The organism is Thermovibrio ruber, assembly GCF_055380895.1.
Genome location: NZ_AP042397.1, coordinates 148,359 through 170,699, shown reverse-complemented (window position 1 = coordinate 170,699; position 22,341 = coordinate 148,359). Strand labels below are relative to the sequence as shown.

Genomic DNA, 22,341 nt, shown 5'->3' with positions numbered 1-22,341 from the left:
TTAATTAAAAAGAGGAGTGTAGCAGATAGTATAGACGTAAACTCTGTTAGCTCCGTAGCGCTTTAAAAGTCCGGCTACCTCGTTGACCGTCGCTCCGGTTGTAAAGACGTCGTCAAAAACGAGAACAGTTTTTCCGAAAATCTCTTTTCTAAACTCCGGTTTAACCTGAAAAACGCCTCGGACGTTCTCAGAGCGTTTTTTGAAAGAGAGGGTAAACTGTTTCTCAGGAGTGTAGGGTTTTTCAAGAAAGGGTGTATAGTGAACTTGTGCTCCTTTGAGTATTTCTTCGGTCTGGTTAAAGCCCCTCTCACGAAGGATTTCCCTTGAGACAGGAACGGGAACAACTAAGTCAACTTCAAGTTCTTTCAGAACTCCCAAAAGATGGTTAGAGATAGTCTTTCCTATGACCTCGGCAACAGGTTTTAGCCTACTGAACTTAAGCTCCCTTATGGCAAACTCAGGTAAGCCTCGGTAGAGAGTAAAGTAGAAAACGGAGTCAAAGTTAAAACGCCTCTGTTTCTCTAAACAGCGCTTGCAGATGCCAGGAGCTCCTGGTAAAAACTCCAAAGGGTGGCCGCAAACTGAACACCTCTCCTTGGTATAGGGAGTAAAGCCCTCCTCCCAACACTCCTTACAGGCTACAAAGTAGTGTTCTTTAAAGAGAAAACTTCCACAGACGCCGCAGAAGTTGGGGTAGAGAACGTCTAAGACAGCATTAACCAAGTTCTTCAGAGAACCTCTTAAACTCCTCAAAGAATTCTCCAAGCTCTCCCTTTAAGAAATTCTCAACCAGATGGGGAACCTCTTCAGAGCTCCCCTTTACAACCTCACTTCCTAAAAGAACCGCTTTCTTTGGAAGTTTCTGTTCTTTGGCGTAATCTTTAAAAATCTCTACGTAATCTTTTACTTCAATAGAGGCATCACCATCTCCTTTCAAACCTCTGTGTTCGTAAACCCTCAAGTAGAGAGAACTCTTTTCCAGTTGAGAGAGAATTTCAGAGAAAGCCGTAACTTCCAAGTTTGAGTATGAGTAATCAATGAGAACCACCGGCGGGAGGGAAGAGTCCTTGACCTTTTCAAGGAGCTCTTTCAAACTCTCAGGGGCCTTTTCCTCATCTGTTTCTAAAACGAAAAACGGTCTTAATCCTTCAAGCTCAACCCTTTCAAGCTCTTTAGTTTCAGTATCAAAGATGTTAAAGCCCCGTCTTCCTACCTTTGCCTCTCTCTTAGAGTGAAACTCGGTAGCCCCGGGGTAGGAGAAGACTCCCCCCTTTACATTTGAAACGTGATAGGTGTGAATGTGGCCACCGGCGTAGTAGGTGAAGTTTTCGGGGAGCTCCGAAACCGTAATCTCGTAGGCCATCTCGTAGGGTAAATACTGGTCTAAAGCCTGATGGAACATAAATACTGAAACTCCAGCCCTTTCAGCCTCCCGTGAAAACTCCTCAAAGAACTCCTTTTTCACTGCGGGAATGAGACTCTTGGGAAAATACCTGAAACCGGCAATAAACAGGTCTTTGTAGTATGTAGAACCAGCAGGATCTATAAACTCTATAAGCTCAAGGTCTGAAAGAACTTTCTGTGGAGAGAGAAACCCCTTTCTTAAAACCCTGTCGTGGTTTCCGGCTATTGCAACAACTTTTACCCCTCTTTTCTTTATCTCTGTAAAGAGCTTTATGGCCTGAGAAAGGGTTGCCATGTCTGGGTGGTAGCTCTCAAACAGGTCTCCCGTATGAATGATTAGCTCAGCTCCCCTTTCAGTAGCCTCATCAACGGCCTTTTTAAAGGCACGGAAAAAGTCCTCTCTTCTCCGAACTAACCTGTACTGGTTATACCCAAGGTGGCTGTCTGAAATGTGGGCAACCCTCAAGATTCCCTCCTACTGATACTCTACTATAACGACTCCTCCAAAAGCTCCAACCCTTACAATGTGGCCGTTTTCGTCCTTAAAGGTAACAACTCCAGTATGGCGCTTGTTCTGGCTCCTCTCAAACCAAACGTATCCATCTCCCCTATACTGGGCTACCAGCTTCCCACCGTTGTAAACTTTAACAACAAACTTTCCACCTTTAACCTTTAGAACCTGCTTTTCCATCTTCGTCTGAAATTTACAAGAACACCCTAAACCGGAAAGCAGAAAGGGAAGGAATGAAAGCAGAATTAACTTTCTCATAACTCCTCGTCCTTCAGCTCTTCAAGAACTTCTTTTAATTTGTTTATGAAAAATACGTTCTCCCTCATCGTTCCAACGGTAACCCTGATGTGGTCGGGAAAACCGTATCCGTCCATAGCTCTAACGATAACTCCTTTCCTCAAGAGCCTGTTGAACACTTCACGGCTCGGGTATCCCACCTTGACGAGGATAAAGTTTGCGTAAGTAGGGACGTATTCAAGTCCTAACTTCTCAAACTCGTTGTATAGGTATTTCTTCCCCTCTTCGTTTACGACCTGAGAGTGTTTTATGAACATCTTATCGTCTAAAGCAGCAGTTCCACCGACTTGGGCAGGCCTTGTAACGTTAAAGGGCTGCCTGATTCTGTTCATGTCCTGAATTATCTCCTCTCTGGCAACGGCGTAGCCTAAACGAAGTCCTGCAAGACCGTAAATCTTTGAGAAAGTTCGGGTTACGACAATGCTCTTCTCGTATATGTACTCAACGCCGTTCTCTATGTCAAATCCCGCCCCTACGGCATACTCGTAGTAGGCCTCATCTAAGACCAATAGAACATCGTCAGGAAAGTCCTTCAAGAAGGATTCAAACTCGGCTCTCGTAAAGGCCGTTCCGGTGGGGTTGTTGGGGTTTGCAAGGAAAACAACGGCAGTGTTCTCGTCTATTGCGTCAAGGTGGGCTTTTAAGTCCATGTAGTAGTTATCCTTAGCCTTAACGACCTTGTGGTCTGCTCCTGCAAGCTGAACAACTATCGGATAAACTGCAAAGGACTTCTCGCTGTAAACGGCGTTTAACCCCGGTCTTAAGTAAGCCCTTGAAACTATATCTAAAGCTTCGTTTGAACCAAGGCCGACAAAGAGGTTTTCAGGCTTTACTCCAAGGTGTTCTGAGAGCTTCTTCTTCAGGTAGTAAGAATTTCCGTCGGGATAGCGGTTGAGGTTTTTCAAGTCTTCAATTATTGCCCTAACGGCAGAAGGGCAGGGGCCTAAGGGGTTCTCGTTTGAGGCAAGTTTAACAATCTCCTTTAAGCCTAACTCTCTCTTTAACTCCTCTTCAGGTTTTCCCGGCTCGTAGACGTGGACTTTCTTTATGTGTTCTGGAAGTGAGAACATTAAGAACCTCCGGCTCTCTTTTTAGTGTGATTATAATTTTTTTTTAGGAGGGAAAAATGAGGGTTGAGTTTCAGTTAAAAGAGCTTATGCTGAAAAAGGGTTTAAAGCTTGCTACTGCAGAGAGCTGCACGGGGGGAATGGTTGCCGCAAGGATTGTGAACGTTCCTGGGAGCTCTGAGTACTTCATGGGCGGAGTTGTTGCCTACGATAACTCTGTAAAGATGAAGGTTTTAAGCGTTAGGGCTGAAACGCTCCTAAAGTATGGAGCTGTAAGCGAAGAGACTGCCAAAGAGATGGTTTTGGGGGTTAAGGAGCTCCTTGGAACGGAGTGCGGAATATCAACAACTGGGATAGCTGGGCCAACAGGGGGAACTCCTGAGAAACCAGAAGGTTTAACTTACATTGGAGTTTCAGTTGGAAACAGGGTTGAGGTCTTCAGGTTTATTTTTGAGGATGGGAACCCAGATCCCGTAAGGAGAAGGAACAACAGGCGCAGGAAGGCAGCAAAGAAGGCAATTCAGATCCTTGTAAAGATGTTAGAGGGTAAGATTTGAGAGCTCTTCTCATCTTAGGAAGCAACCTCGGAAACAGGCTTGAGAACCTAAAGAGGGCAGAAGAGCTGATTGAGAAGTTCTGTGGGAAGGTTTTAAAGAGGAGCTCCATAGTTGAAACGGCTCCATTTGGAGTCCTGAACCAGCCCTACTTTTTAAACTACGGGCTACTGGTGGAAACTCCCCACCCTCCGTTGGAGCTCCTTAAACTCCTAAAGTGGATTGAACAGAGGGTTGGAAGGTTTCCAACATTCAGATGGGGGCCGAGGGTAGTTGACGTTGACGTAGTTCTTTACGGAGAGGTGAAGATAGAAACCCCTGCCCTTACTGTTCCACACAGGGGGCTGAAGGACAGGGACTTCTTTAAAGATATAGCAAAGGAGCTCTTAGACGAGAGCTCCCTCCCTTTCCTTAACAGGTTTTAAGTCATCTAACCAGCCGGCCTTGGGCGTTAACAACCTCTTAAAGAGCTTACCTACCTTCTTCGGGTCTTTACACTGGTGGTACTTGAGGTAAATCTCGTTCTCTATTATTCCAACTATCTCAATCTTTCCGGTTTTATGGGACATTATAAACCTGAACCTCTTAGCGTGGCCGTCAAGCTTCTGCTTTGCCCTTTCAACTATCCAGTAGGCTTCTTTTAGGGGAACTTGGAAGTGGGATTTAACCCTCTTAACAGGCCTACACTGAAAAACGTAGTAGGGAATAACTCCGGCAGAGGTAATCTCTTTCATAAGCGTTGCAAGTGTTTCGGGGGCGTCATTAATACCCCTTAAAAGAACGGCCTGATTGCTTACAGGAACGCCGCTCCTTATAAGGGAGTCTACTGCCTTCCTTGCCTCTTCGGTAACCTCCTTAGGGTGGTTAAAGTGTGTGACTAAGTAAATCCTCCTTTCAGGGGTTGAATACTTTGAGAAAACCGCTAGGAGTTTCTTATCCTCGTAAATTCTCATAGGGTAGAAAACGGGAACTCTGCTTCCGAACCTTATGAACTTGAGGTGGGGGATTTTGGAGAGCTCCGAAAGGAAATACTCAATAACGTCTGTAGGTAGAACTAACGGGTCACCCCCTGAAATGAGGACGTTTGTAATCTCCGGGTGCTCCTTTATGTACTCTACTGCCTGGTCAAAGAGCTTTAGAGTCTCGTTTGTGGGAATTCCGACCAACCTCTTCCTGAAACAGTAGCGGCAGTAGCCTGCGCACCTGTTCGTAACCAGAAGCAGAGCAGTCTCCCTATACTTGTGCTGAAGCCCCGTTAAAACGGTGTTTTCCTTCTCACCGCTGGTATCGTAAGAGCCAGAAACATCAAGCTCAGCTACGCTCGGGAAGATTATCTTTTTAATGGGATCGTTTGGATCTTCCCAGTTGATTAGCTGGGCGTAGTATTCAGGAATAAACATAGGGTGTCTTTTAATCACCTTTTTGAGCTTTTCCTTCTCTTCTTTTGGAATGGAAACGTTAAAGGCCTTTTCTACCTCCTCAAGTGTAGAAAAGCCAGGAATTTGCATAGTAAATCTCCCCTATTTGGTTAAACTGAGTTTTGTTAGAAGTTAGAAAAGAAATTTCAGCTAACCTAAATCTAAAGCAGTTCAAGAGTTCCGTCAACTTTAAAGCGAACCGACTGAAACAACGTAAACGGGGAGTTCCTCTACCTTCAAATCAAGGAAGCGCTGAAGGTCAAAGTCGTAAAAAGCACCTATACCGCAAGCCCCAAGCCCTAAAGACTCGGCAGAGAGGTAGAGATTTTCGCCGAGAGCTCCTGCTTCTAAAACGGCTCCTCTGTATCGGCGGCAGGAGGAGTCTCTAAAGTCGTAGGTAAAGATTACGTTAACGTTTGCCCTTGAAACGAAATCCTGCCCTAAACAGAGGTAGGCCATTTCACCACTATAGTCTCCACTGTAAACAACAGTCAACTGGCTGTCTATAACCGTATAAATCCCGTCTGACATACCCTCCACGTTCTTTACTTGAATGTAGAAAGAGGTAAGCGGGAAACTCCAGTCTCCAGGGAAACAGAGGAGGGAAGACTCAACTAAGAATCTAAACTGGTCAAAAGTGATGCTCTTTCCAGTAAACTCCCTTCTTGAACGCCTCTTTAAGAGAACTTTACTGAGGGGAAGGGAGGAAACTTCAGGGAAGTAGTCTGGAGACTCAGGCAAGTTTCTGTAGAACTCACAAGTTCCAAGGTTCCCAAGAGCGTGAACCTCTTCAATCTCCTCGTAAGTAATCGGTTTTCTAACAACAGGAAGGCTCTCCGGGAAATTTTCAGGAGGGTTAAATTCCTCTCCCCAGAAGAGAGCAGGCCTTTGGGGAACAACGGCACAGAGGGAGAACTCACTCTTTCCGTCTAAACCTAAAAGAGCGTTGAGAAGAATGTCTTTAAATAGTGAAACGGCTGTAACCTCAAGGCCAACGCTCCTAAGGTACGCAACCCCGTTTCCCACCATGTGGCCAGCGTCTAAAAGGCAGTAACGGTAAGCCCTTGTTCTATACTTCCAGGCGCTCCTTGAGTAGATAGCCGTAACAACTGCAACGACGTTTGTCTCTAAAGACGAGCAAAGGGCGGTCTGTAGGCTTTTAAAGTAGTCACCCTCTGAAAGGAGCTCCAAAGAGTGGTCGTAGGGCTGATAGTGGTAGATGCCGTTTGGGAGCTCCGGGATGTCCCTAATAAAGAAGTAAAGCTCAAAGGGGTAGAGAGCTCCTGCAGAAGGGGTAGCCCTAAACCCAAACTTCTCCCCGTGGAAGTTCTCAACCTTTGTAATTCCGTTCATAGAAAAGGCAAGGTTTGAGAGCTCCTGAATGTCTAAGTTCTCGGGAGCTCCCTCAGAACAGAGCCTGTAGAGGGTGTCAACGGTTTCCTGAGTTAAAGCCTTAAAGGGTAAGAGCCTAAACCTTCTAACCCCTGTGTAAAACTTGTAAGGGTTTGGGTAGTTTGACCAGTCAAGGTAGTGGGGCCTCCTTACGCTCTCAAAGGTATGGGCTGTAGCCCTATGGTATTCAAGGCAGTTTTCCATCTTTTACCTCCGATTCAATTCTAACACAGGAGATAAATTAAAATTCTCTTTTAGAAAACTTGACACTAACTTTTACAAAACATAAATTGAAATTTAGTGAAATTAGAAATCGCGGAGGAGTGGAGATGAATTTACTTGAGTTAAGGGAAATTCAGGCTTTAAATACTCTGGTATTTGAAACCTTAGGACAGCCTGAGAAAGAGAGAGAGTTCAAGTTTAAGTCCCTCAAGAGGTGGGGTTTAGACCTCATTTTAGGAAAAAAGGGAGGAGAGGAGACTTATTTTGTCGCCGAATACGGGAAGAGGCAGAAGGGAGATGTCTACGAAGAGGGAGGAATTCAGTACGAGGTTAGCGAGGTTCTTGAGGAGCTCCCAAAGAACAAAAAGCTCTTTGCCCACATAGAGATGGAGAACGGTAGGGCTTACTTGGTAGGGGAGCTCCGAGAGGGAGACCACAACATAGAGATACTCAGGCTTCCTGCTGCATCACTTCTGCTTGCCTACTTCAAGAAACACAGGTTACACCACCTAATTGAGGCCTTAAGGAACGTCGGAACTGCAACGGAGCTTGTAAAACAGAGGGGACAGGAGGGAAAACCTTATCCTTTTGAGAAACTCCCCAACGTTGCAAGGCGTTTTCTCAGGGAAGCTAAAAAAGTTGAAAAAGAAGCAGGTTTCGGAAGGGTTGCCCTTGCCTACTTCGGGGAAAACAAAGACGGAGATGCCAGGTTTAGAGTCTCTTGGCTGCTGCCGACCATAGCGTTGTTTGAAATAGACATAGCAGAAAAAGCAGACAAGATACTGGCAGCCTTTAAATAGGAGGGAGAGAAATGGAGCTCTTAACCTGGTCGCCCGTTATCTTCTCAAGGAACGGCTTTCCCCGGGACGGTGAGGGTAAGCCCTTCCTCCCCGGAAACGCCGTAAGGGAAGCGATAACGAGTGCCGTTATCTACTACTACTTAAAAAAAGACAGAGAAGTTGAGAACCGGGTAAAGAATTACTTACTGAAGAGGGGATTAAAGGCAGATGAAGTTGTAGACAGGGTTAAGGAAATAATTCTTGATAAGTATCCCGTTCTTAACAGGCTTGAAGTCCCTGAAAGGCTTTACCTAACAAATGGAGAGCTTTACGAAACCAAAGCTGAAGTCTTTGACCTTAAAAAGTGGAAAGGAGTTGAAGAGTTCAGAGTTGAAGTTTTTAAGGGGATAGTAGAGCTCCCCATTTCTTCACCTCAAATAGACAAGATAAAGGCTGCAGGCCATTCCTTCTGTGAAGCTTTGGCAAAGATGGAAATGAAGATGTTAGGCGACCACCCGTTGGCCGAGAACTTCTACAAACCCTTACTGAACGAGATGAAAAGGTGGGAAATTCCCCTGCGGGTCGGTATGTGGACTGAGGTTAGGTTCAAGGGGCACTTACTCTTCTTCTGGAGGATAAAAGAGGTAAGGGACAAGCTCTTTGAGGAACTAAAGACAGACATAAGGCCTAAAAGAGTCATCTACCTACCCAGGGAAAAGTCCACGACAGGATGGTGTGAACTGAAGATATAAAACCCTAATTAAAGGAGGTGTCCATGGCTGTGAAGAGAGATGAAAAGAGGATGACAGACCTTACAAGGCAGCTCAGGAGCATCATCGCCCAGATTGAAGCCCTGAGGGTAGAGATTGCCCAGCTTGACGTTCTTGTAGGGGAGTACAGGCAGACAATCACAACCTTAAGGAACCTGAAAGACCTTGGGGCAGGTAAGGAGGTTCTCCTTCCGGTAGGAAGGATTGCTCAAGTGGGAGCAAAGCTTGAAGAGGTTGACAAGATCGTCATCAACATCGGAAGTGGAATTGCCGTAGAGCTCCCCTTTGACGAAGCCATCAAGCAGATTGAGAAGGAAATTGTTGCTGCATTAGCTCTGAGGGAAGCCCTTGAAAGAGCAATGGTAGAGCTCTACGAGAAGGTTGAGGAACTCTCCCAGAAAATAAGAGAACACGGCCACGCAGAGGCCGGGGAGGGAGAGAATGAAGGAGAAAAGGGAAAGAACAAATAAGGAACTGATTGAGTTCTTAGAGCGCCTTCCCGAAGGGAGGCGCATCTATCTTAATTTAGGTTCAGTTATGGTAGAGGTATCTAAGGAAGAGGCGTTAGAGTTTCTGAAAGAGAAAGAAGAAAGCGGGGAATAGACTGGGAGAGGGATAGGGGGTAAACCTATAAATCACAAAGGAGGGAAGAGATGAAAAGACCGGCAAGTATTCTCATTTTAATTTCCATCGTAGCCCTGATTCTCGGCTGGGGAATTGGAAGTTTCTTTACAGAGAGAACAGTTGCAAAACTTGTATCATCAATTCCAGCCTCTCCAATAATTGTTGATGCCCACTACAACACAGAAAAACACTCCATCACCTACTCAATTCTGAATCCGGGAGGAACTCCTATTACAATAGTTGACGAATCTTTCGTATTCACTCCCGGAAAGAACAGTCAAGAGAAAGCTTACATCGTTTCACACGTTCCCATTCATCAGGTTCTACCGCCCGGAGTTGTTACAAAAGTTGAGCTTAAGCTCAAGGCCGGAACTGAAAAGCTTCAGATTGGAGACGCAGTTTTAGCCACATTTACCTACATACACCCGCTCTCTTCAGACCTATACACAGTTGCCCATTCGTTTAAACAGGGAGTGGGTGGAAAAAACGTAGCTCAGAAGCAGAAGAAAAACGAAAAGGGAGGTAAGTAATGCAGCGGTTTCTGTGGTGGATAGCCTTCGGAATTTTTATAGCCGTAATCGTTTTAGGAATTTTCCTGTTTAGCCTCGTAATCGCAGCACATCCGGAGGCAGCAGCCTTTGTTATAGGATTCCTCGGATCTTGGCTCTTTGCAAACAGGCTGATATTTGGTTACGGTGGAATAGCAAACAGTGCTAAAGCCTTTTTAGACGGAGAAGTTCCAGACAAGTCTGAGATTGCACAGAAAGTAGCCAAAAGCCAAGAGGCCGTACAGCTCCAAAAGCTTGAGGATTTAAGCGTTGCAGCACTACTCTCTATGTGGTTAAGCTCTTTAGAACCGTTTAAGTATGCCTACTACATTGGGTTTTTCTTGGTGTTCCTCATCTCTATTCTATTTAAGCTTAACATTCTCTCCTCGCTGGTTGTTGGTCCAGTAGCCGAGGCAGTAACACTTGGGGCAGCAATTCCGACACTCTTGGTTTGGGGACTGGAGCTCCTTGCCAGCTACTACGTAGGTCAAGCTCTTGCAAAGGCCGTTAAAGAGGCTGAGGAAAAGACTTCAAAGTCAGGTTCAGAAAACGATCAAGAGTCTCAATAACTCTGAAACTTTTAAACTCTTGGGGAAGGACTAGTAGCCTTTCCCCTTTTCTTTTTGTGGTTAAATTTTCTGTGAAAACGTTAAAAGGGAGGAGAGATGGAGGACTTTATCAGCAGAAACTACAGGTACGACTTTTCAATGTGCAACGAGCCTGTAGAGTTGGTAGCAGACGACTACGACATGGCAGAGTTCTTTGAGAGGCTAATTGGACTTTTAGAGCCTGTAGCAGATGATGGGGAAAGAGTTGAGTGTCCCTACTGCGGAGCTCCCCTAATGGTCATTTACCCAGATAGGATAGAGGAGACGGAACAGGAAGTCTACTTGGGAGAGGAGGAAGAGCCCCTCGTAGACCTGATTGAAATGGTTGAGGAGCTCGTGAAGGAAAGGAAGTTTAGAACAGTTATTGACGCAAGGGAGCTCTACGGAGAGTGCAGAAAGTGCGGAAATACCTACGCAGCTTTAAGGTTTTTAGTTCCAACTACAAAAAACTTTGAGTCTGTTGATGAGCTCAGAGAGTTTTTATCAAGGGCAAAGAAAGAAGGAGATAAGGAGTACTACTTTAGGGAACTCCCAGACGTTGCATTCATAGGGGTAAGGTACCTTTACGACGGAGAAGAAGTTTGGGAAGTGGAAACGTTACCCTTTGCCTTTGACGAAAACATTGAATTCACCTGCGTATTCCAGAAACTCTACGACATGGTAATGGCGGAGGAGGTATGAAGAGGCTCCCCGTCGTTGCAATAGTTGGAAGGCCAAACGTTGGAAAATCATCGCTCTTTAACAGGCTCCTTGGAAAGAAGGTCGCAATAATTGACGACACTGCAGGAGTTACGAGAGACAGGATAGTCCAGGAGGCGGACTTAGACGACCATACAGTTCTCTTAGTTGATACAGGAGGAGTAGACACAACAGGAAGAGTTCACGAGTTTGCAAAGGAAACGACTGAACAGGCAAAGAGAGCTATGGAGGAAGCCGACGTCATAGTCTTCGTCGTTGACGGAAAGGAGGGGGTTACTCCTTTAGACGAAGAGGTTGCAAGGATACTAAGGAAGTGGGATAAGCCCGTAATCGTTGCAGTAAACAAGGTTGACGAACCGTTTATGGAAGACCTTATCTACGACTTCTACCGCTTGGGCTTTGATGAGGTCATTCCAATTTCTGCCATCCACAAGATTGGAATTCCGTCGCTTAAGGAAAAAATCATTGAGAAGCTCCCAGAGGAGTTAAAAGAGGCTGCAAGGAGAGAGCATGAGAAAAAGGAGAGGAGGGAAAAGGCTGAGAGGCTAATCTCAGGAGAGGAGGGGGAGGAGCTCCAAAAGCTCTCAGAAGACCTTGCAGCAGGGAAGGAGTACGAGATAGAGGAAGAGGAGAAGGAACCTATAAAGGTTGCCATAGTCGGAAGGCCGAACATGGGTAAGTCTACCCTCCTAAACGCCTTAGTAGGGGAGGAGAGGGCAATCGTAAGCGACGTTCCCGGAACGACGAGGGACGCGATAGACACATACGTGAAGATTGGAGACGACGAGTTTATCTTCATAGACACTGCAGGTATTAGGAGAAGGGGAAAGATAAAGGACATTGAGTACTACTCCTACCTAAGGGCTTTAGACGCAATAGACAGGGCAGACGTCGTCGTTCTCTTGGTTGACGCAGAGGAGGGGCCAACAGACAGGGACGCAAAGATTGCAGGAATAGCCCTTGAGAAGTTTAAGCCGATAATCATCACAGTTAACAAGATAGACAAGCTTAAGAGCGAAAAGGACTGGGAGAGGATTCACAGGGAACTTGATTTAACTTTTGACTTTATCCCTTACGCTCCAAGGGTTTTCATATCCGCAAAGGAGAGGAAGGGATTAAAGGAGCTCCTCAAGCAGATAAAGGACGTCTACAGACAGTACACGAAGAAAGTAAGGACTGGAGAGTTCAACAGAGTTCTCCAGAAACTTATGGAAATTCACCAACCACCGGTCTATAAGAATAAGATAGTGAAAATCTACTACGGAACACAGGTTAAGACCAAGCCGCCGACGTTCCTACTCTTCTCAAACTACCCAGAGGGAATACCGAAGTCCTTTAGGAGGTTCTTGGAGAACAGGCTAAGGGAGGCATTCGGATTTAACAAGATTCCAATTAGAATTGTCTTTAAGAAGAGGCAGTAGGAGGGAAGATGAAGGTATTGGGGATAAACGGCTCACACAGGAAAGGCTCTACTCTGATTCTCCTTGAGGAGACCTTTAAGGAGCTTGAAGAGTTTGATACTGAAATAATTTCCCTCTCAGACTATGTTTTAGAGTACTGTAAGGTCTGCAACGCCTGTAAGAGGAACGGGGGAATCTGTATCGTTAAGGACGGCTACGAGGAGATTGCCCAGAAGATGAAAGAGGCAGACGCAATAGTTGTTGGCTCTCCGGTCTACTTTGGCTCAATTACAGGAATGCTAAAGACCCTCTTTGACAGGTCAAGGACGCTAAGGGTTAACTGGGAGCTTAAGGACAAGGTATGTGCAGCCATTGTAGTTGGAGCTACAAAGCACGGCGGACAGGAACACACCCTCCAAACAATCCACGCTTGGGCGTTAATTCACGGGATGATTTTAGTTGCAGACTCAGACCCAACGGCACACTTCGGATGTGCGGCAGTTTCAAAACAGGTAGACGACCAGTTTGAAATTGACGAGTGGGGACTGAAAACTGCAAGAAGCGTAGGGAAGAGGGTAAGGGAAGTTTTAAACCTTATTAAAGGAAACCGTTGATAGTTTTGGGAACCAGCGGTTTTTTCTACAGGGAGTGGAAAGGGGTTTTCTACCCTGAAGGGCTGCCTATGGGCAGCTGGCTCTCTTTCTACGCCCGCCACTTCAACGGTTTGGAGGTAAACTCAACCTTTTACAGGCTTCCTGTTAAGTCTTCCATCAGGAACTACCGGAAAGTTTCCCTTAACTATGTTTTTAAACTTTACAGGGGAATAACCCACTACAGGGAGCTGACTGAGGAGAACGTTAAACCGTTTTTGATGGCTAAAGAAATCTTAGGGGAAAACCTCATTTGCCTCTTGGGACAGTTTCCGAAGAGCTTCCACTACAGCGAGGAAAACCTTGAGTTTCTAAACTCTTCTGTTGAAACCTTCAGAAAGGAGGGAATTAAATTAGCTGTTGAGCTGAGAAGTCCAACTTGGAAGGAAAACCTCAGCAGAGTTGAAACAACGGTTGTCTGCTCAGACTTCCCAAAAAGTTTAGGTTGGCTCAAAGAGTGTAAGGAAACTAAGGAACTCTCTTATTATAGGCTCCACGGGATGGAAAAACTCTACAGGAGCAGCTACACAGAAGAGGAGTTAGAGGAAGTTGCAAAGAGGGTAATAGGGAGCTTTGCAAGGGTAAAGTGCGTCTTTTTCAACAACACTGCCGGCGGAGCAGCAGTTGAGAACGCCCTTAAACTGATGGAACTATTGGGACTTAAGGGAGGAAAATAAGAATATTAAGAAGGAAATTAGAGTGATGGTAGCTCCAGAAGGGGCGTCTAACGTAAATGAAGCAATCATCCCAAAGAGGCCTGAAAGGACTCCAAAGACCACAGAGAGAAAGAAATACTGGGTGTAGCTCTTTGAGAGTTTAAACGCAGAGGCGGCAGGGACTACGAGGAGTGAGAAGACGAGGAGAGCTCCGACAGACTTTAGAGAGAAGGTAACGACAGAGGCAATGAGGAGGTTCATAAGAAACGTTATCAGCTCAACCCTGTACCCTGAGGCCTTTGCAATCTCAGAGCTAAAAGAAATTAAGTAGATTTCCCTCCAGAAGAAGGCAAGGAAGAGAGAGACAATCACGGAAAGGACAAACAAGGTTAATAGGTCTTTATCATCAACGGCAAGAGGGCTACCGAAAAGGTAAGAGAGAACAGAAGCTCCGTATGTGTTTGAAAGGCTCAAAAAAAGGACTGCCAGTGCCATACTGGTTGCAAAGAGAACTCCCATTCCAACGTCAAAGTGGAGCCCCTTTTGGCTCAAGAACCAGATGATAGAGGCGGCAATTAGTGTAAAGAGAAGCGCAGAGAGAAGAGGTGAAATTCCAACCAAGAAGCCAAAGGCAACTCCTGCAAAAGCAACGTGTGAAAGCCCAGCCCCTGCAAAGCTCATCTTCCTGAGAACCACGTAAGAGCCGACAGCAGAGCAGACAAATCCGCTTAAAAGAGAAGCAAGGAGGGCTCTAACTCCGAAATCGTAGCCCAAAAAGATGAGGGGATTTGAGAGCATCACTCCCCTTTCTCTTCTTTCTCTTTCAACTTCTTAAGGTATTCCTGGGCCTTCTTGTGCTTAACAACGTCTCCGGTTTTATAGTAGATTGCGTATTCTGCAATGTTCGTTGCGTGGTCTCCTACCCTCTCTAAGGATTTAACAACGAGAATCAATCTCACTGCTACGGCGCCGTTTTCCGGGTTCTTCTGAGAGATTTCTACAAGCTCTTCAAATAGTCTCTCGTAGAAGCTGTCAACTATGTCGTCCCTGTCTATAACCTCTTTTGCAAGTTCAACGTCTCCACGGAGTAGAGACATTACGGAATCCTTCAGCATCTCCGAAACGATTTTCAGCATTCTCGGGAGGTCAACGTAAGGTTTAATGGGAGGAACTTCAGCAAGCCTTATTGCCGTTTCACAGATATCTCTTGCAAGGTCTCCAACCCTTTCAAGGTCAACGATGCTCTTCAGGATTGATACAACGAACCTCAGGTCTGCAGCCTCTGGAGAGTAGAGGGCAAGGATACGAACGCACCTCTCCTCAATCTCAAGCTCTTTTAGGTCTATAAGCCTGTCAAACTGGTAAGTTGCCTTTGCTTTCTCAACGTCCCTCTCCATGAGGGATTCCATTGCGTCGTTGATTATTTTCTTGGCCATGTCGGCCATCTCAATAAAGCTCTTCTTAAGCTCATCAAGGTCTGCTATATAGCGCTCTATCATCTACCCCTCCGTTTGCCCATAAAGTGCAGAGATTAAAACATCTAAGGCCAATTCTACCCTTTCCTCCCTTAACACTTTCTTAAAAGTTGAGAGCTCTTTCAGAACCTCGTCGGCTAAAAGGAGGAGCTCCTCTAAACCCTCTGGCTCGTTTGCCCTGTAGTAAACGAGCCTTTTAAGAAAAGGAATCAGGTAGTTTTCAGCTACATAGAAGAAAACTTCCCTTTTCTCCTCTGGAACCGGCCTGTCAAGTAAGTTTTCAAGGTAGGCAAGTTTCCCCTCTTCAGGGTAACCGAGGAGTGAGTTTTTAACGGATGAAACGAACTCCTTTAGCTCTTCCTTCTTCGTCTTAACAGAAAATTCCCTGTTTAACTTCCACTGGGGAAGAATTCCCTCTATAAACTTTTCAGCCTCTTCCTGAAAGGGAAAAAGATCATCCTCTCTACCGAAGTTGCAGCAGCCCATTAAAGACTCTCCTCTTTTACCGGCCTTTTAAGGAGCTCCTCCATAACCTCCTTTGGCCTTTTGTCCCCGTAGATAATCTTATAGACAGCTTCAGAGATTGGCATATCTAAGGAGAGCTCCCTTGCTATCTGAACAACCGCTTTTACCGTGTAAACTCCCTCAACAACCTCTCTTCCTGCAAGCCTCTCACCTTTCGCAAGAGAAAGGCCAAACCGCCTGTTCCTTGAAAGGTCTCCAGTGCAGGTTAAAACAAGGTCTCCGAGCCCCGAAAGGCCGTAAAAGGTCTCCTCCTTAGCTCCAAGAACTCTCCCCAACCTCTTTATCTCGTGGAGCCCCCTCGTAATCAGGGCAGCCCTTGCGTTGTTCCCAAGTCCCATTCCGTCTGAGATGCCGGCGGCTATTGCTATGACGTTCTTTAGAGCTCCACCAAGCTCAACTCCTAAAACGTCTGAAGAGGCGTAAAGTCTGAAGGAAGAAGTGTTTAAAAGTTTTACCATTCTTAGAGCTCTCTCCGAACTCCCGTTTGCAACAACGGCAGCGGTAGGAAGACCTTTTGCAACCTCTTTTGCGAAAGTAGGGCCGGACAGGACGTAGTAGTTTTTGTCATCTCCAAATATCTCGCGGTAGCGCTGTGAGAGTGTTTTAAGGGACTCAACCTCTATTCCCTTACTTGCACAGATTAAGGGCTTACCTGAAAGGAGCTCCCTGTTTCCCTCCCAGAAGGAAGGAGTGAACTGAACGGGAATTACAGAGAAGATTAAATTTGCCGAGGAGAGAGCTCCCTCAACGCTGGTCGTTGCAGAAACAGAATTGGGATATTTAAATCCTTTAAGATAAACGGGATTTTCCCTATTCTCGTTTATTGAGGCTGCAACATCTTCCTCTCTGCACCACTGAACAACCTCAAAACCGCTTCTTCCAAAGTGGATAGAGAGAGCAGAACCCCAGCTGCCTGAACCTAAAACAGCTATTCTCACCTCTTCACCTCAACGAACCTGTCTCCTTCCCTCTTAAAGACTCCAGAAACCAAAACGCCCTTCTCTTTTAGGTAGGTTAGAAGTTCCTCTAAATCCTCTTCTCTAACTAAAACTCCAACTCCGCACCCCTCAAATATCTCGTCAGGAATGGGAACAGAAACGGCCTTAAACCCTTTCAAGTGCTTTTCAGCCTTCAGCCCCTCAGGAATTGAGGGGAAAGATATGCAGTATTCATACCTTCTAAACAGGCCGGTAGCCCTTAGAAAAAACTCCTTTGCGTGAAGTCTTACCCCCGTTGCAATAAAAAAGAGCTTCTCGCCTAAACTTTTAGCCTCAGCCATTCCTTTCCTCTTTAAGCTTTTTAAGGGCCAAAATTCCCTCGTAAAAAATCCAGAGGGCTAAAACTACCTGAATTATGGCAGCTATCCCTATAACAGTGAACTTCCACTTAACAAATAGCATAATTAGAGCCCAAACGGTAATAATGGCCATAAAGAATGAAGGAATTCCCGGAATAAACCAGTACTTCCCTTTTCCCGTCTTTATAAGCCAAACCATAACGACAAAGAGAGAAAGTGCAGCAATTAACTGGTTCGTTGCACCAAAGACAGGCCACAGGGCTTTCCAGACCGGTAGGACCTTCCCCGTTGCAGGGTCTTTATACTTCATGAAAACCAGAACCGCAGGGATGATAAGTGAAACTCCGGTAGCAACAAAACGGTTTGTTATACCTGTAAGCTCGGTAAAAACGTACCTTGCAAGCCTTGTTCCCGTATCTGTGCTCGTTAAAACGAACGACGAGAGGGCAAGCATTCCGAAGGCAACGCCTACGCTCTCGGGAATTCCTAAAACGGACATAAACCTGCCGACTCCCGTTCCGTAGATTGCAGCAACGTTCTTTTTGAGAACCTGAAACTCGGGAACGGTCAGAATCAGAACGAAGATAATTGACATAACCGCAACCAAACCTTCAAGGAGCATTGCACCGTAACCGACCGTAAGGGCATCCGTCTCTTTGTCAAGCTGTTTAGAGGTAGTTCCAGAGCCTACGAGTGAGTGGAATCCAGAAATTGAACCGCAGGCAATAACTACAAAAAGGAGTGGAATAAGTGGACCTATGTCGCTATTAAATCCCAAGAAAGCAGGAATGTGGGGCTGAAACTTACCAAAGGAGAGGAGTATTCCAAGGCCTGCTCCAAGAACTGCACCGTACAGGAGGAAGCTTGAGAGGTAGTCCCTTGGCTGGAGGAGTATCCAAACTGGGGTCACTGAAGCAACGGCAACGTAGATGAGGAGAATAGCGTTCCAAACGTTTGGCGGTAGGTTTATGGGGAAGAGCTGCCCAACGTAAACGGCAATGTAGACTAAAACTACGAATAATAGAGTTGCCCACTTTAACGGAAGGTTAAACCTATAAACGGAAATTCCAAAGAGAATTGCCAAAACTATGTAAATGACTGCAGATGTTGCAACTCCACCACCGATAGGAAGGAAAGAGACAACTTTTCCACCTTCAACTAAAGGAACCTTGGCGTTGAAGGTTATCTGAGCAACGTTTATGAAGACTGCAACGACGTAGAGGAGTGCTAACCAGATAAAGAGCTTAAAGAGGAAACCTGCCCTCTTTGAAAGGTATCTACCTCCTATTTCGGCAATTGACTTTGCCATGTTCCGAACAGAGGCTACGATTGAGCTCATGTCGTGAACGCCGCCTATGAAGACGTTCCCGATAAGAACCCAGAGGTAGGCAGGAAGCCATCCCCAGGAGGAAGCAGCGGTAATTGGACCAACGATAGGTCCTGCACCTGCAATTGAAGAGAAGTGATGCCCCAAGAGAACTGGAGCAGGGGCTGGAACGTAGTCAACACCGTCGTTTAACTCGTGGGCTGGAGTTTTGGCGTCCCTTTTCAGGCCAAAAACTTTATCCCTTAAGAACTTACCGTATGTGAAATAGGCAACCAGCAGAACGAGTGCAGCAAAAACAAAGAGGAGAGTAATCATTACTTCCCTCCGCCTTAATCCGCCTAAAGTTGAGTTAATTATCCTACAAAACGGCAGGAGTTTGAGAAGGGCTATTGGAGGGGAGCTCCCCTCCAATCAGTAAATCAGCAGTTTACGGGAACAATGTTTCTGTGAAGTCCCAACTTCTTCGGCTCAATACCAAGGGCTAAACCAACAAGCTGAGGAACGTGAAGAACAGGAATCTGGAAGTTTTCCCCGACCTCCTTCAGAGCTCTTCCCTGGTTTGCGTCAAGATTCATATGGCAGAGGGGACAAGGAGTTGTAATACAGTCTGCTCCGCGAGTTTTAGCGTCTAACAGGTTAAGCCCCGTCAACCTCATGCTCATCTTAGAGTTGGGCCAGAATGCGTGGAAACCGCAACACTCAAGTCTCCTCTCACCTTCAACCGGCTCCGCTCCAAGGGCCCTTATGATTTTCTCTAAAGACTGGGGGTTCTCTGATGGCTCAAAACCTAAAACATTTTCCGGCCTTACTGTGTGGCACCCGTAATATGGATAAACCTTTAACCCTGAAAGGGGTTTAACAACCTTTCCCTTTAGCCCTTCCTCTCCAAACTCTTCCAGCAAAACCCAGTGGAAGTGTTTAACGTCAACAGTTCCCCTATACTCAAGGCCCGCTTCTCTAAGGATTTCGTTTACCTCTTCCCTTAAATCGTCGTCATTGTCTAACAGGTACTTGGTCTTCCTTAGAACCAAAAGGCATGTGCTACAGACCGTTACTATGTCTAAACCTTCCCTCTCTGCGTAGGCCAGGTTCCTTGCGTTTACTGCAAGGTCAACCGCTTCCTTTACTTCCTCTAAAACACCTGCACCGCAACAGCTAAACTGGGGGAGCTCTATAAGCTCTATTCCAAGCTTCTCAGAAACTGCAACTGTTGACTCGTAGAGCTCCTTAGAAGCCCCCTTAGCGGCACAACCTGGATAAAAGGCGTATCTACCCATCATTCCACCTCCATAGCTGCCTTCATCACCTTAATTAGTGTTTCGTGCTCTGCAATCGGCTTCATAACCGGCGAGTGGGCTTTACCTTTAAGGATCATCTTAACTCCAACTGGAAGGTTCTCAAGAATCCCCTTAATTCCCTTCGTTCTCAACGGTAGAAGGACCTCATTAAGCATTCCAGACTCAAGCAAGGACTTGTAGAAGGCCATAACGTGTCTTGCTCCCGGGTTGTCCTTCAGGCCAACCTCTATTGAAAGTCCCCTGAGCTTCATAATCCCGTCAACAGGAGAAATGTGTTTGGGACAGACATCTGCACACTTGTTACATCTAACGCAAAACCACATGTCAAAAGCGTAGCCAACCTTAGACCTCTCTACCTTTAAGGCGTCCCTCGGGTCAACGGCAAACCTGTAAACCCTTGCAAGCTGGAAGGGACCACCGTAGTTCTCGTCAAGTTGAGTAGCAGTGCAGGAAGAGAAACATGAAGTGCACAGGATACAGTCTGTAAAGGAGTCAAACTTCTTAAGCTCCCTGGGATAGACTCTACTCTCCTCGTCTAAAGCCTCAGGAACAACCTCCGGATCTGGAATGAGCCAGGTCTTCATCTCTTTTAAAGGATCTAAAGGTCTATCCCAATCAACTATCAGGTCTCTGATAACTTCCATGTTATCTAAAGGCTCAAGGATCAGAGTGTCTGTCCCGAACTTATCAAGTTCATCAAAGACCTGAGTTTTACAGGCAAGCTTTGGAAAACTGTTGACTTTAACAGCACAGGAACCGCAGATAGCACTCCTACAGAAAGCTCTAAAGGAAAGGGTTGGGTCAAGGTTGTCCTTTATCTGCTGAAGGGCTTCAAGAATCGTCATTCCCTTTGAAACGGTTATTTTGAAGTCCTGGTAGTAGGGTTTTTCGTCCTTTTTTGGGTTAAAACGCTTTATCCTAAAAATTACCTCTCTCTTCTCCATTCTATCCCCCTTAGTACTTCCTCTCTTCAGGCTGGTACTTGGTTATCACTACTGGCTTCCAGGAGAGGCGGAGCTCCCCGTCCTCTCCCATCTCAACGATGGAGTGTTTGAGAAAGTTATCATCATCCCTCTTCGGGTAATCAGTCCTGTAGTGGGCTCCCCTACTCTCCTTCCTCTCTATCGCCGGTAGAACAATCGTTTCGGCAATGTCAACGAGGTTTAGGAACTCTAAGGTCTGCTGAAGGTTTGTGTTAAACGTTCTCTCAGTGTCGTAAACCTTGACGTGTTTAGCCCTCTCTTTAATCTCCCTAACCTTCTCAAGGGCCTCCTTCATCTTACTCTCTTCCCTAAAGATTCCGGCCCCGTAACTCATTACGTTACTGAGCTCGTTTCGGAGCTCTACCAGTTTCTCCTTACCGTCGTTTTTGAAGAGTGAGTTAATTCTTTCCTCTTCCCTTTTAACTTCAGACTCTTCAAACTGGGAAAAGCTCACCTCAGAAGCGTAGTTAACGGCATCTTCGCCGGCCAACTTCCCAAAAACAACTATGTCAAGTAGGGAATTACCGCCTAACCTGTTTGCCCCGTGGACGGAGATACATGCACACTCACCTGCAGCGTATAATCCCTTAATTGAAGTTCTTCCAAACTTATCGGCATCTATTCCACCCATCGAGTAGTGGGCTGTCGGCCTTACAGGAATAGGCTCCTCAATAGGGTCAACTCCTTCAAAGTCAATTGCAAGCTCCCTAATCTGAGGAAGCCTCTCAAGGATCTTTTTCCTTCCCAAGTGCCTTAAGTCCAAGTAGACGAACTCGTTACCCTCTTCGTCCTTAAACCCTCTTCCCTCCAATATCTCAGTCTCTATAGCCCTTGATACCATATCCCTCGGGGCAAGCTCCATCTTCTCGGGAGCATACCTCTTCATAAAACGCTCACCTTTATTGTTTATGAGGTACCCCCCTTCTCCTCTTGCACCTTCAGTAACTAAGATTCCAGTTCTCCTTAAGCCCGTTGGGTGAAACTGAACAAACTCCATGTCCTTCAGCGGAAGCCCTGCCCTCAGTGCTGCAGCAGTTCCGTCTCCGGTATTTCCGAGGGCATTAGAAGTTCTATTCCAGTAGACCCTTGCGTGCCCACCTGTTGCAAGGATTACTGCTTTAGCTTTAATTCCGTGAACCTCGCCGTTCCTTAAGTCCATCGCAACAACGCCGCTTACCCTCTCTCCGTTGTGGATTATTGAGAGGAGGAACCACTCGTTCAAGAACGTAACGTTGTTCCTCAAACACTGCTCGTAGAGGGTTTGAAGCATAACGTGGCCGGTTTTGTCTGCAGCGTAGCAGGTTCTTGGAAAAGAAGCTCCACCAAAAGGCCTCTGAGCTATCCTTCCATCCTCAAGTCTTGAAAACGGAAGCCCCATGTGCTCCATTTCCCTGATAATCTTCGGGGCCATACTACACATAAGCTCTACTGCATCTTGATCGGCTAAAAAGTCACTTCCTTTAACCGTATCGTAAGCGTGTTTCTCCGGGCTATCGGGAGCAACGTTTCCAAGGGCGGCATTAACACCTCCCTGAGCAGCTCCTGTGTGAGAACGGGTAGGAAAGACCTTTGAAAGGACAGCAACAGACAAGCCTTTTCTCTTACTGGTCTCAAGGGCAGCGTAAAGACCTGCACCTCCAGCCCCAACTATTAAAATGTCAAACTGAAGCATAGACCCTCCTGAAAGCTGAAGTTTCATTAATTTTTCTTTGAAACTTGATTAATTATAGAAAAGCCTTAAAAACAAAGTAGCAGAACTGTTAAGCAGCTCAATTTTAAAGTTTTGTAAAAATTTTGTAAAATTTTACTTAACCCGATTCTTTATAAAATGCGCATA

At 46.0% G+C, this 22,341-nt stretch carries 27 protein-coding genes; 12 read left to right on the top strand and 15 right to left on the bottom strand.

The features are described from left to right. Genes ACZ424_RS00950 through hisC form a run of 4 tightly spaced genes read right to left on the bottom strand, consistent with a single transcriptional unit; the run spans position 1 to position 3,282 of the window. On the bottom strand, positions 1-753 hold the full coding sequence (locus ACZ424_RS00950; protein ID WP_464904650.1) for a double zinc ribbon domain-containing protein: 753 nt from the start codon (positions 751-753) through the stop codon (positions 1-3). Then, positions 716-1,870: a metallophosphoesterase family protein gene (locus ACZ424_RS00945; RefSeq protein WP_464904649.1), complete on the bottom strand. Its 1,155-nt coding sequence runs from the start codon at positions 1,868-1,870 to the stop codon at positions 716-718. The genes ACZ424_RS00950 and ACZ424_RS00945 overlap by 38 nt, the downstream gene beginning before the upstream one ends. Positions 1,871-1,879: 9 nt before the next feature. Then, positions 1,880-2,173: a hypothetical protein gene (locus tag ACZ424_RS00940; protein ID WP_464904648.1), complete on the bottom strand. Its 294-nt coding sequence runs from the start codon at positions 2,171-2,173 to the stop codon at positions 1,880-1,882. After that, positions 2,170-3,282, bottom strand: coding sequence for a histidinol-phosphate transaminase (hisC, locus tag ACZ424_RS00935; protein ID WP_464904647.1), 1,113 nt, complete (start codon positions 3,280-3,282; stop codon positions 2,170-2,172). The genes ACZ424_RS00940 and hisC overlap by 4 nt, the downstream gene beginning before the upstream one ends. Positions 3,283-3,338: 56 nt before the next feature. On the opposite strand from hisC, the gene ACZ424_RS00930 reads away from it, so the two are divergent. Both ACZ424_RS00930 and folK read left to right on the top strand, forming a co-directional pair. Further along, positions 3,339-3,836: a CinA family protein gene (locus ACZ424_RS00930; RefSeq protein WP_464904646.1), complete on the top strand. Its 498-nt coding sequence runs from the start codon at positions 3,339-3,341 to the stop codon at positions 3,834-3,836. Further along, a complete protein-coding gene (gene folK / locus ACZ424_RS00925; protein WP_464904645.1) occupies positions 3,833-4,258 on the top strand; it encodes a 2-amino-4-hydroxy-6-hydroxymethyldihydropteridine diphosphokinase in 426 nt (141 codons plus the stop codon). Before ACZ424_RS00930 ends, folK begins: the two co-directional genes overlap by 4 nt. Here folK and ACZ424_RS00920 read toward each other — a convergent pair. Further along, a complete protein-coding gene (locus tag ACZ424_RS00920) occupies positions 4,220-5,341 on the bottom strand; it encodes a KamA family radical SAM protein (RefSeq protein ID WP_464904644.1) in 1,122 nt (373 codons plus the stop codon). The two genes, folK and ACZ424_RS00920, sit on opposite strands and share 39 nt — an antisense overlap. Positions 5,342-5,440: 99 nt before the next feature. Beyond that, positions 5,441-6,847, bottom strand: coding sequence for a SagB/ThcOx family dehydrogenase (locus ACZ424_RS00915; protein ID WP_464904643.1), 1,407 nt, complete (start codon positions 6,845-6,847; stop codon positions 5,441-5,443). Positions 6,848-6,972: 125 nt separating this feature from the next. Between ACZ424_RS00915 and ACZ424_RS00910 the strand changes: the two genes are divergently transcribed. The 10 genes from ACZ424_RS00910 (at position 6,973) to ACZ424_RS00865 (ending at position 13,620) form a co-directional block, all read left to right on the top strand. Then, positions 6,973-7,665, top strand: coding sequence for a TIGR00703 family protein (locus tag ACZ424_RS00910; RefSeq protein ID WP_464904642.1), 693 nt, complete (start codon positions 6,973-6,975; stop codon positions 7,663-7,665). 11 nt (positions 7,666-7,676) lie between these two features. Next, positions 7,677-8,396, top strand: coding sequence for a hypothetical protein (locus ACZ424_RS00905; protein WP_464904641.1), 720 nt, complete (start codon positions 7,677-7,679; stop codon positions 8,394-8,396). Positions 8,397-8,419: 23 nt separating this feature from the next. Then, positions 8,420-8,884 (top strand): prefoldin subunit alpha, encoded by a 465-nt coding sequence (pfdA, locus tag ACZ424_RS00900; RefSeq protein WP_464904640.1) that lies wholly within the window; start codon positions 8,420-8,422, stop codon positions 8,882-8,884. Further along, positions 8,856-9,017 carry a prefoldin subunit gene (locus ACZ424_RS00895; protein WP_464904639.1) on the top strand — a complete coding sequence of 54 codons (162 nt, stop codon included), beginning with the start codon at positions 8,856-8,858 and terminating at the stop codon, positions 9,015-9,017. The genes pfdA and ACZ424_RS00895 overlap by 29 nt, the downstream gene beginning before the upstream one ends. A gap of 50 nt (positions 9,018-9,067) precedes the next feature. Next, positions 9,068-9,568, top strand: coding sequence for a hypothetical protein (locus ACZ424_RS00890; RefSeq protein ID WP_464904638.1), 501 nt, complete (start codon positions 9,068-9,070; stop codon positions 9,566-9,568). Continuing rightward, positions 9,568-10,155 (top strand): hypothetical protein, encoded by a 588-nt coding sequence (locus ACZ424_RS00885; protein ID WP_464904637.1) that lies wholly within the window; start codon positions 9,568-9,570, stop codon positions 10,153-10,155. The genes ACZ424_RS00890 and ACZ424_RS00885 overlap by 1 nt, the downstream gene beginning before the upstream one ends. 96 nt (positions 10,156-10,251) lie before the next feature. Continuing rightward, positions 10,252-10,875, top strand: coding sequence for a hypothetical protein (locus ACZ424_RS00880; protein WP_464904636.1), 624 nt, complete (start codon positions 10,252-10,254; stop codon positions 10,873-10,875). After that, a complete protein-coding gene (der, locus tag ACZ424_RS00875) occupies positions 10,872-12,314 on the top strand; it encodes a ribosome biogenesis GTPase Der (protein WP_464904635.1) in 1,443 nt (480 codons plus the stop codon). The genes ACZ424_RS00880 and der overlap by 4 nt, the downstream gene beginning before the upstream one ends. A gap of 8 nt (positions 12,315-12,322) precedes the next feature. Beyond that, a complete protein-coding gene (locus tag ACZ424_RS00870; protein WP_464904634.1) occupies positions 12,323-12,907 on the top strand; it encodes a flavodoxin family protein in 585 nt (194 codons plus the stop codon). Then, complete coding sequence (locus ACZ424_RS00865; RefSeq protein ID WP_464904633.1) at positions 12,904-13,620, top strand: DUF72 domain-containing protein; 717 nt, start codon at positions 12,904-12,906, stop codon at positions 13,618-13,620. The genes ACZ424_RS00870 and ACZ424_RS00865 overlap by 4 nt, the downstream gene beginning before the upstream one ends. On the opposite strand, the gene ACZ424_RS00860 is transcribed toward ACZ424_RS00865, so the two are convergent. The 9 genes from ACZ424_RS00860 to sdhA all read right to left on the bottom strand — a co-directional run bounded on the left by ACZ424_RS00860 (position 13,594) and on the right by sdhA (position 22,176). Then, positions 13,594-14,397: a metal ABC transporter permease gene (locus ACZ424_RS00860; RefSeq protein WP_464904632.1), complete on the bottom strand. Its 804-nt coding sequence runs from the start codon at positions 14,395-14,397 to the stop codon at positions 13,594-13,596. The genes ACZ424_RS00865 and ACZ424_RS00860 overlap by 27 nt on opposite strands. After that, complete coding sequence (gene phoU, locus ACZ424_RS00855) at positions 14,397-15,098, bottom strand: phosphate signaling complex protein PhoU (RefSeq protein WP_464904631.1); 702 nt, start codon at positions 15,096-15,098, stop codon at positions 14,397-14,399. The genes ACZ424_RS00860 and phoU overlap by 1 nt, the downstream gene beginning before the upstream one ends. Beyond that, a complete protein-coding gene (locus tag ACZ424_RS00850; protein WP_464904630.1) occupies positions 15,099-15,560 on the bottom strand; it encodes a hypothetical protein in 462 nt (153 codons plus the stop codon). It abuts the gene before it with no gap. Further along, positions 15,560-16,537: an NAD(P)H-dependent glycerol-3-phosphate dehydrogenase gene (locus ACZ424_RS00845; protein WP_464904629.1), complete on the bottom strand. Its 978-nt coding sequence runs from the start codon at positions 16,535-16,537 to the stop codon at positions 15,560-15,562. The genes ACZ424_RS00850 and ACZ424_RS00845 overlap by 1 nt, the downstream gene beginning before the upstream one ends. Continuing rightward, the gene (locus ACZ424_RS00840) at positions 16,534-16,878 is read right to left on the bottom strand and encodes a putative Se/S carrier protein (protein WP_464904628.1); all 345 of its coding nucleotides are present in this window, start codon (positions 16,876-16,878) and stop codon (positions 16,534-16,536) included. The genes ACZ424_RS00845 and ACZ424_RS00840 overlap by 4 nt, the downstream gene beginning before the upstream one ends. Continuing rightward, positions 16,871-18,538, bottom strand: a complete 1,668-nt coding sequence (locus ACZ424_RS00835; RefSeq protein ID WP_464904627.1) for a carbon starvation CstA family protein — start codon at positions 18,536-18,538, stop codon at positions 16,871-16,873. Before ACZ424_RS00835 ends, ACZ424_RS00840 begins: the two co-directional genes overlap by 8 nt. 104 nt (positions 18,539-18,642) lie before the next feature. Next, the gene (locus ACZ424_RS00830) at positions 18,643-19,500 is read right to left on the bottom strand and encodes a CoB--CoM heterodisulfide reductase iron-sulfur subunit B family protein (RefSeq protein WP_464905230.1); all 858 of its coding nucleotides are present in this window, start codon (positions 19,498-19,500) and stop codon (positions 18,643-18,645) included. Continuing rightward, positions 19,500-20,465, bottom strand: coding sequence for a succinate dehydrogenase/fumarate reductase iron-sulfur subunit (locus ACZ424_RS00825; RefSeq protein WP_464904626.1), 966 nt, complete (start codon positions 20,463-20,465; stop codon positions 19,500-19,502). Before ACZ424_RS00825 ends, ACZ424_RS00830 begins: the two co-directional genes overlap by 1 nt. 10 nt (positions 20,466-20,475) lie before the next feature. Next, entirely contained in the window at positions 20,476-22,176 is a 1,701-nt protein-coding gene (sdhA, locus tag ACZ424_RS00820; protein ID WP_464904625.1) for a succinate dehydrogenase flavoprotein subunit, read from the bottom strand. Positions 22,177-22,341 lie beyond the last annotated feature (165 nt).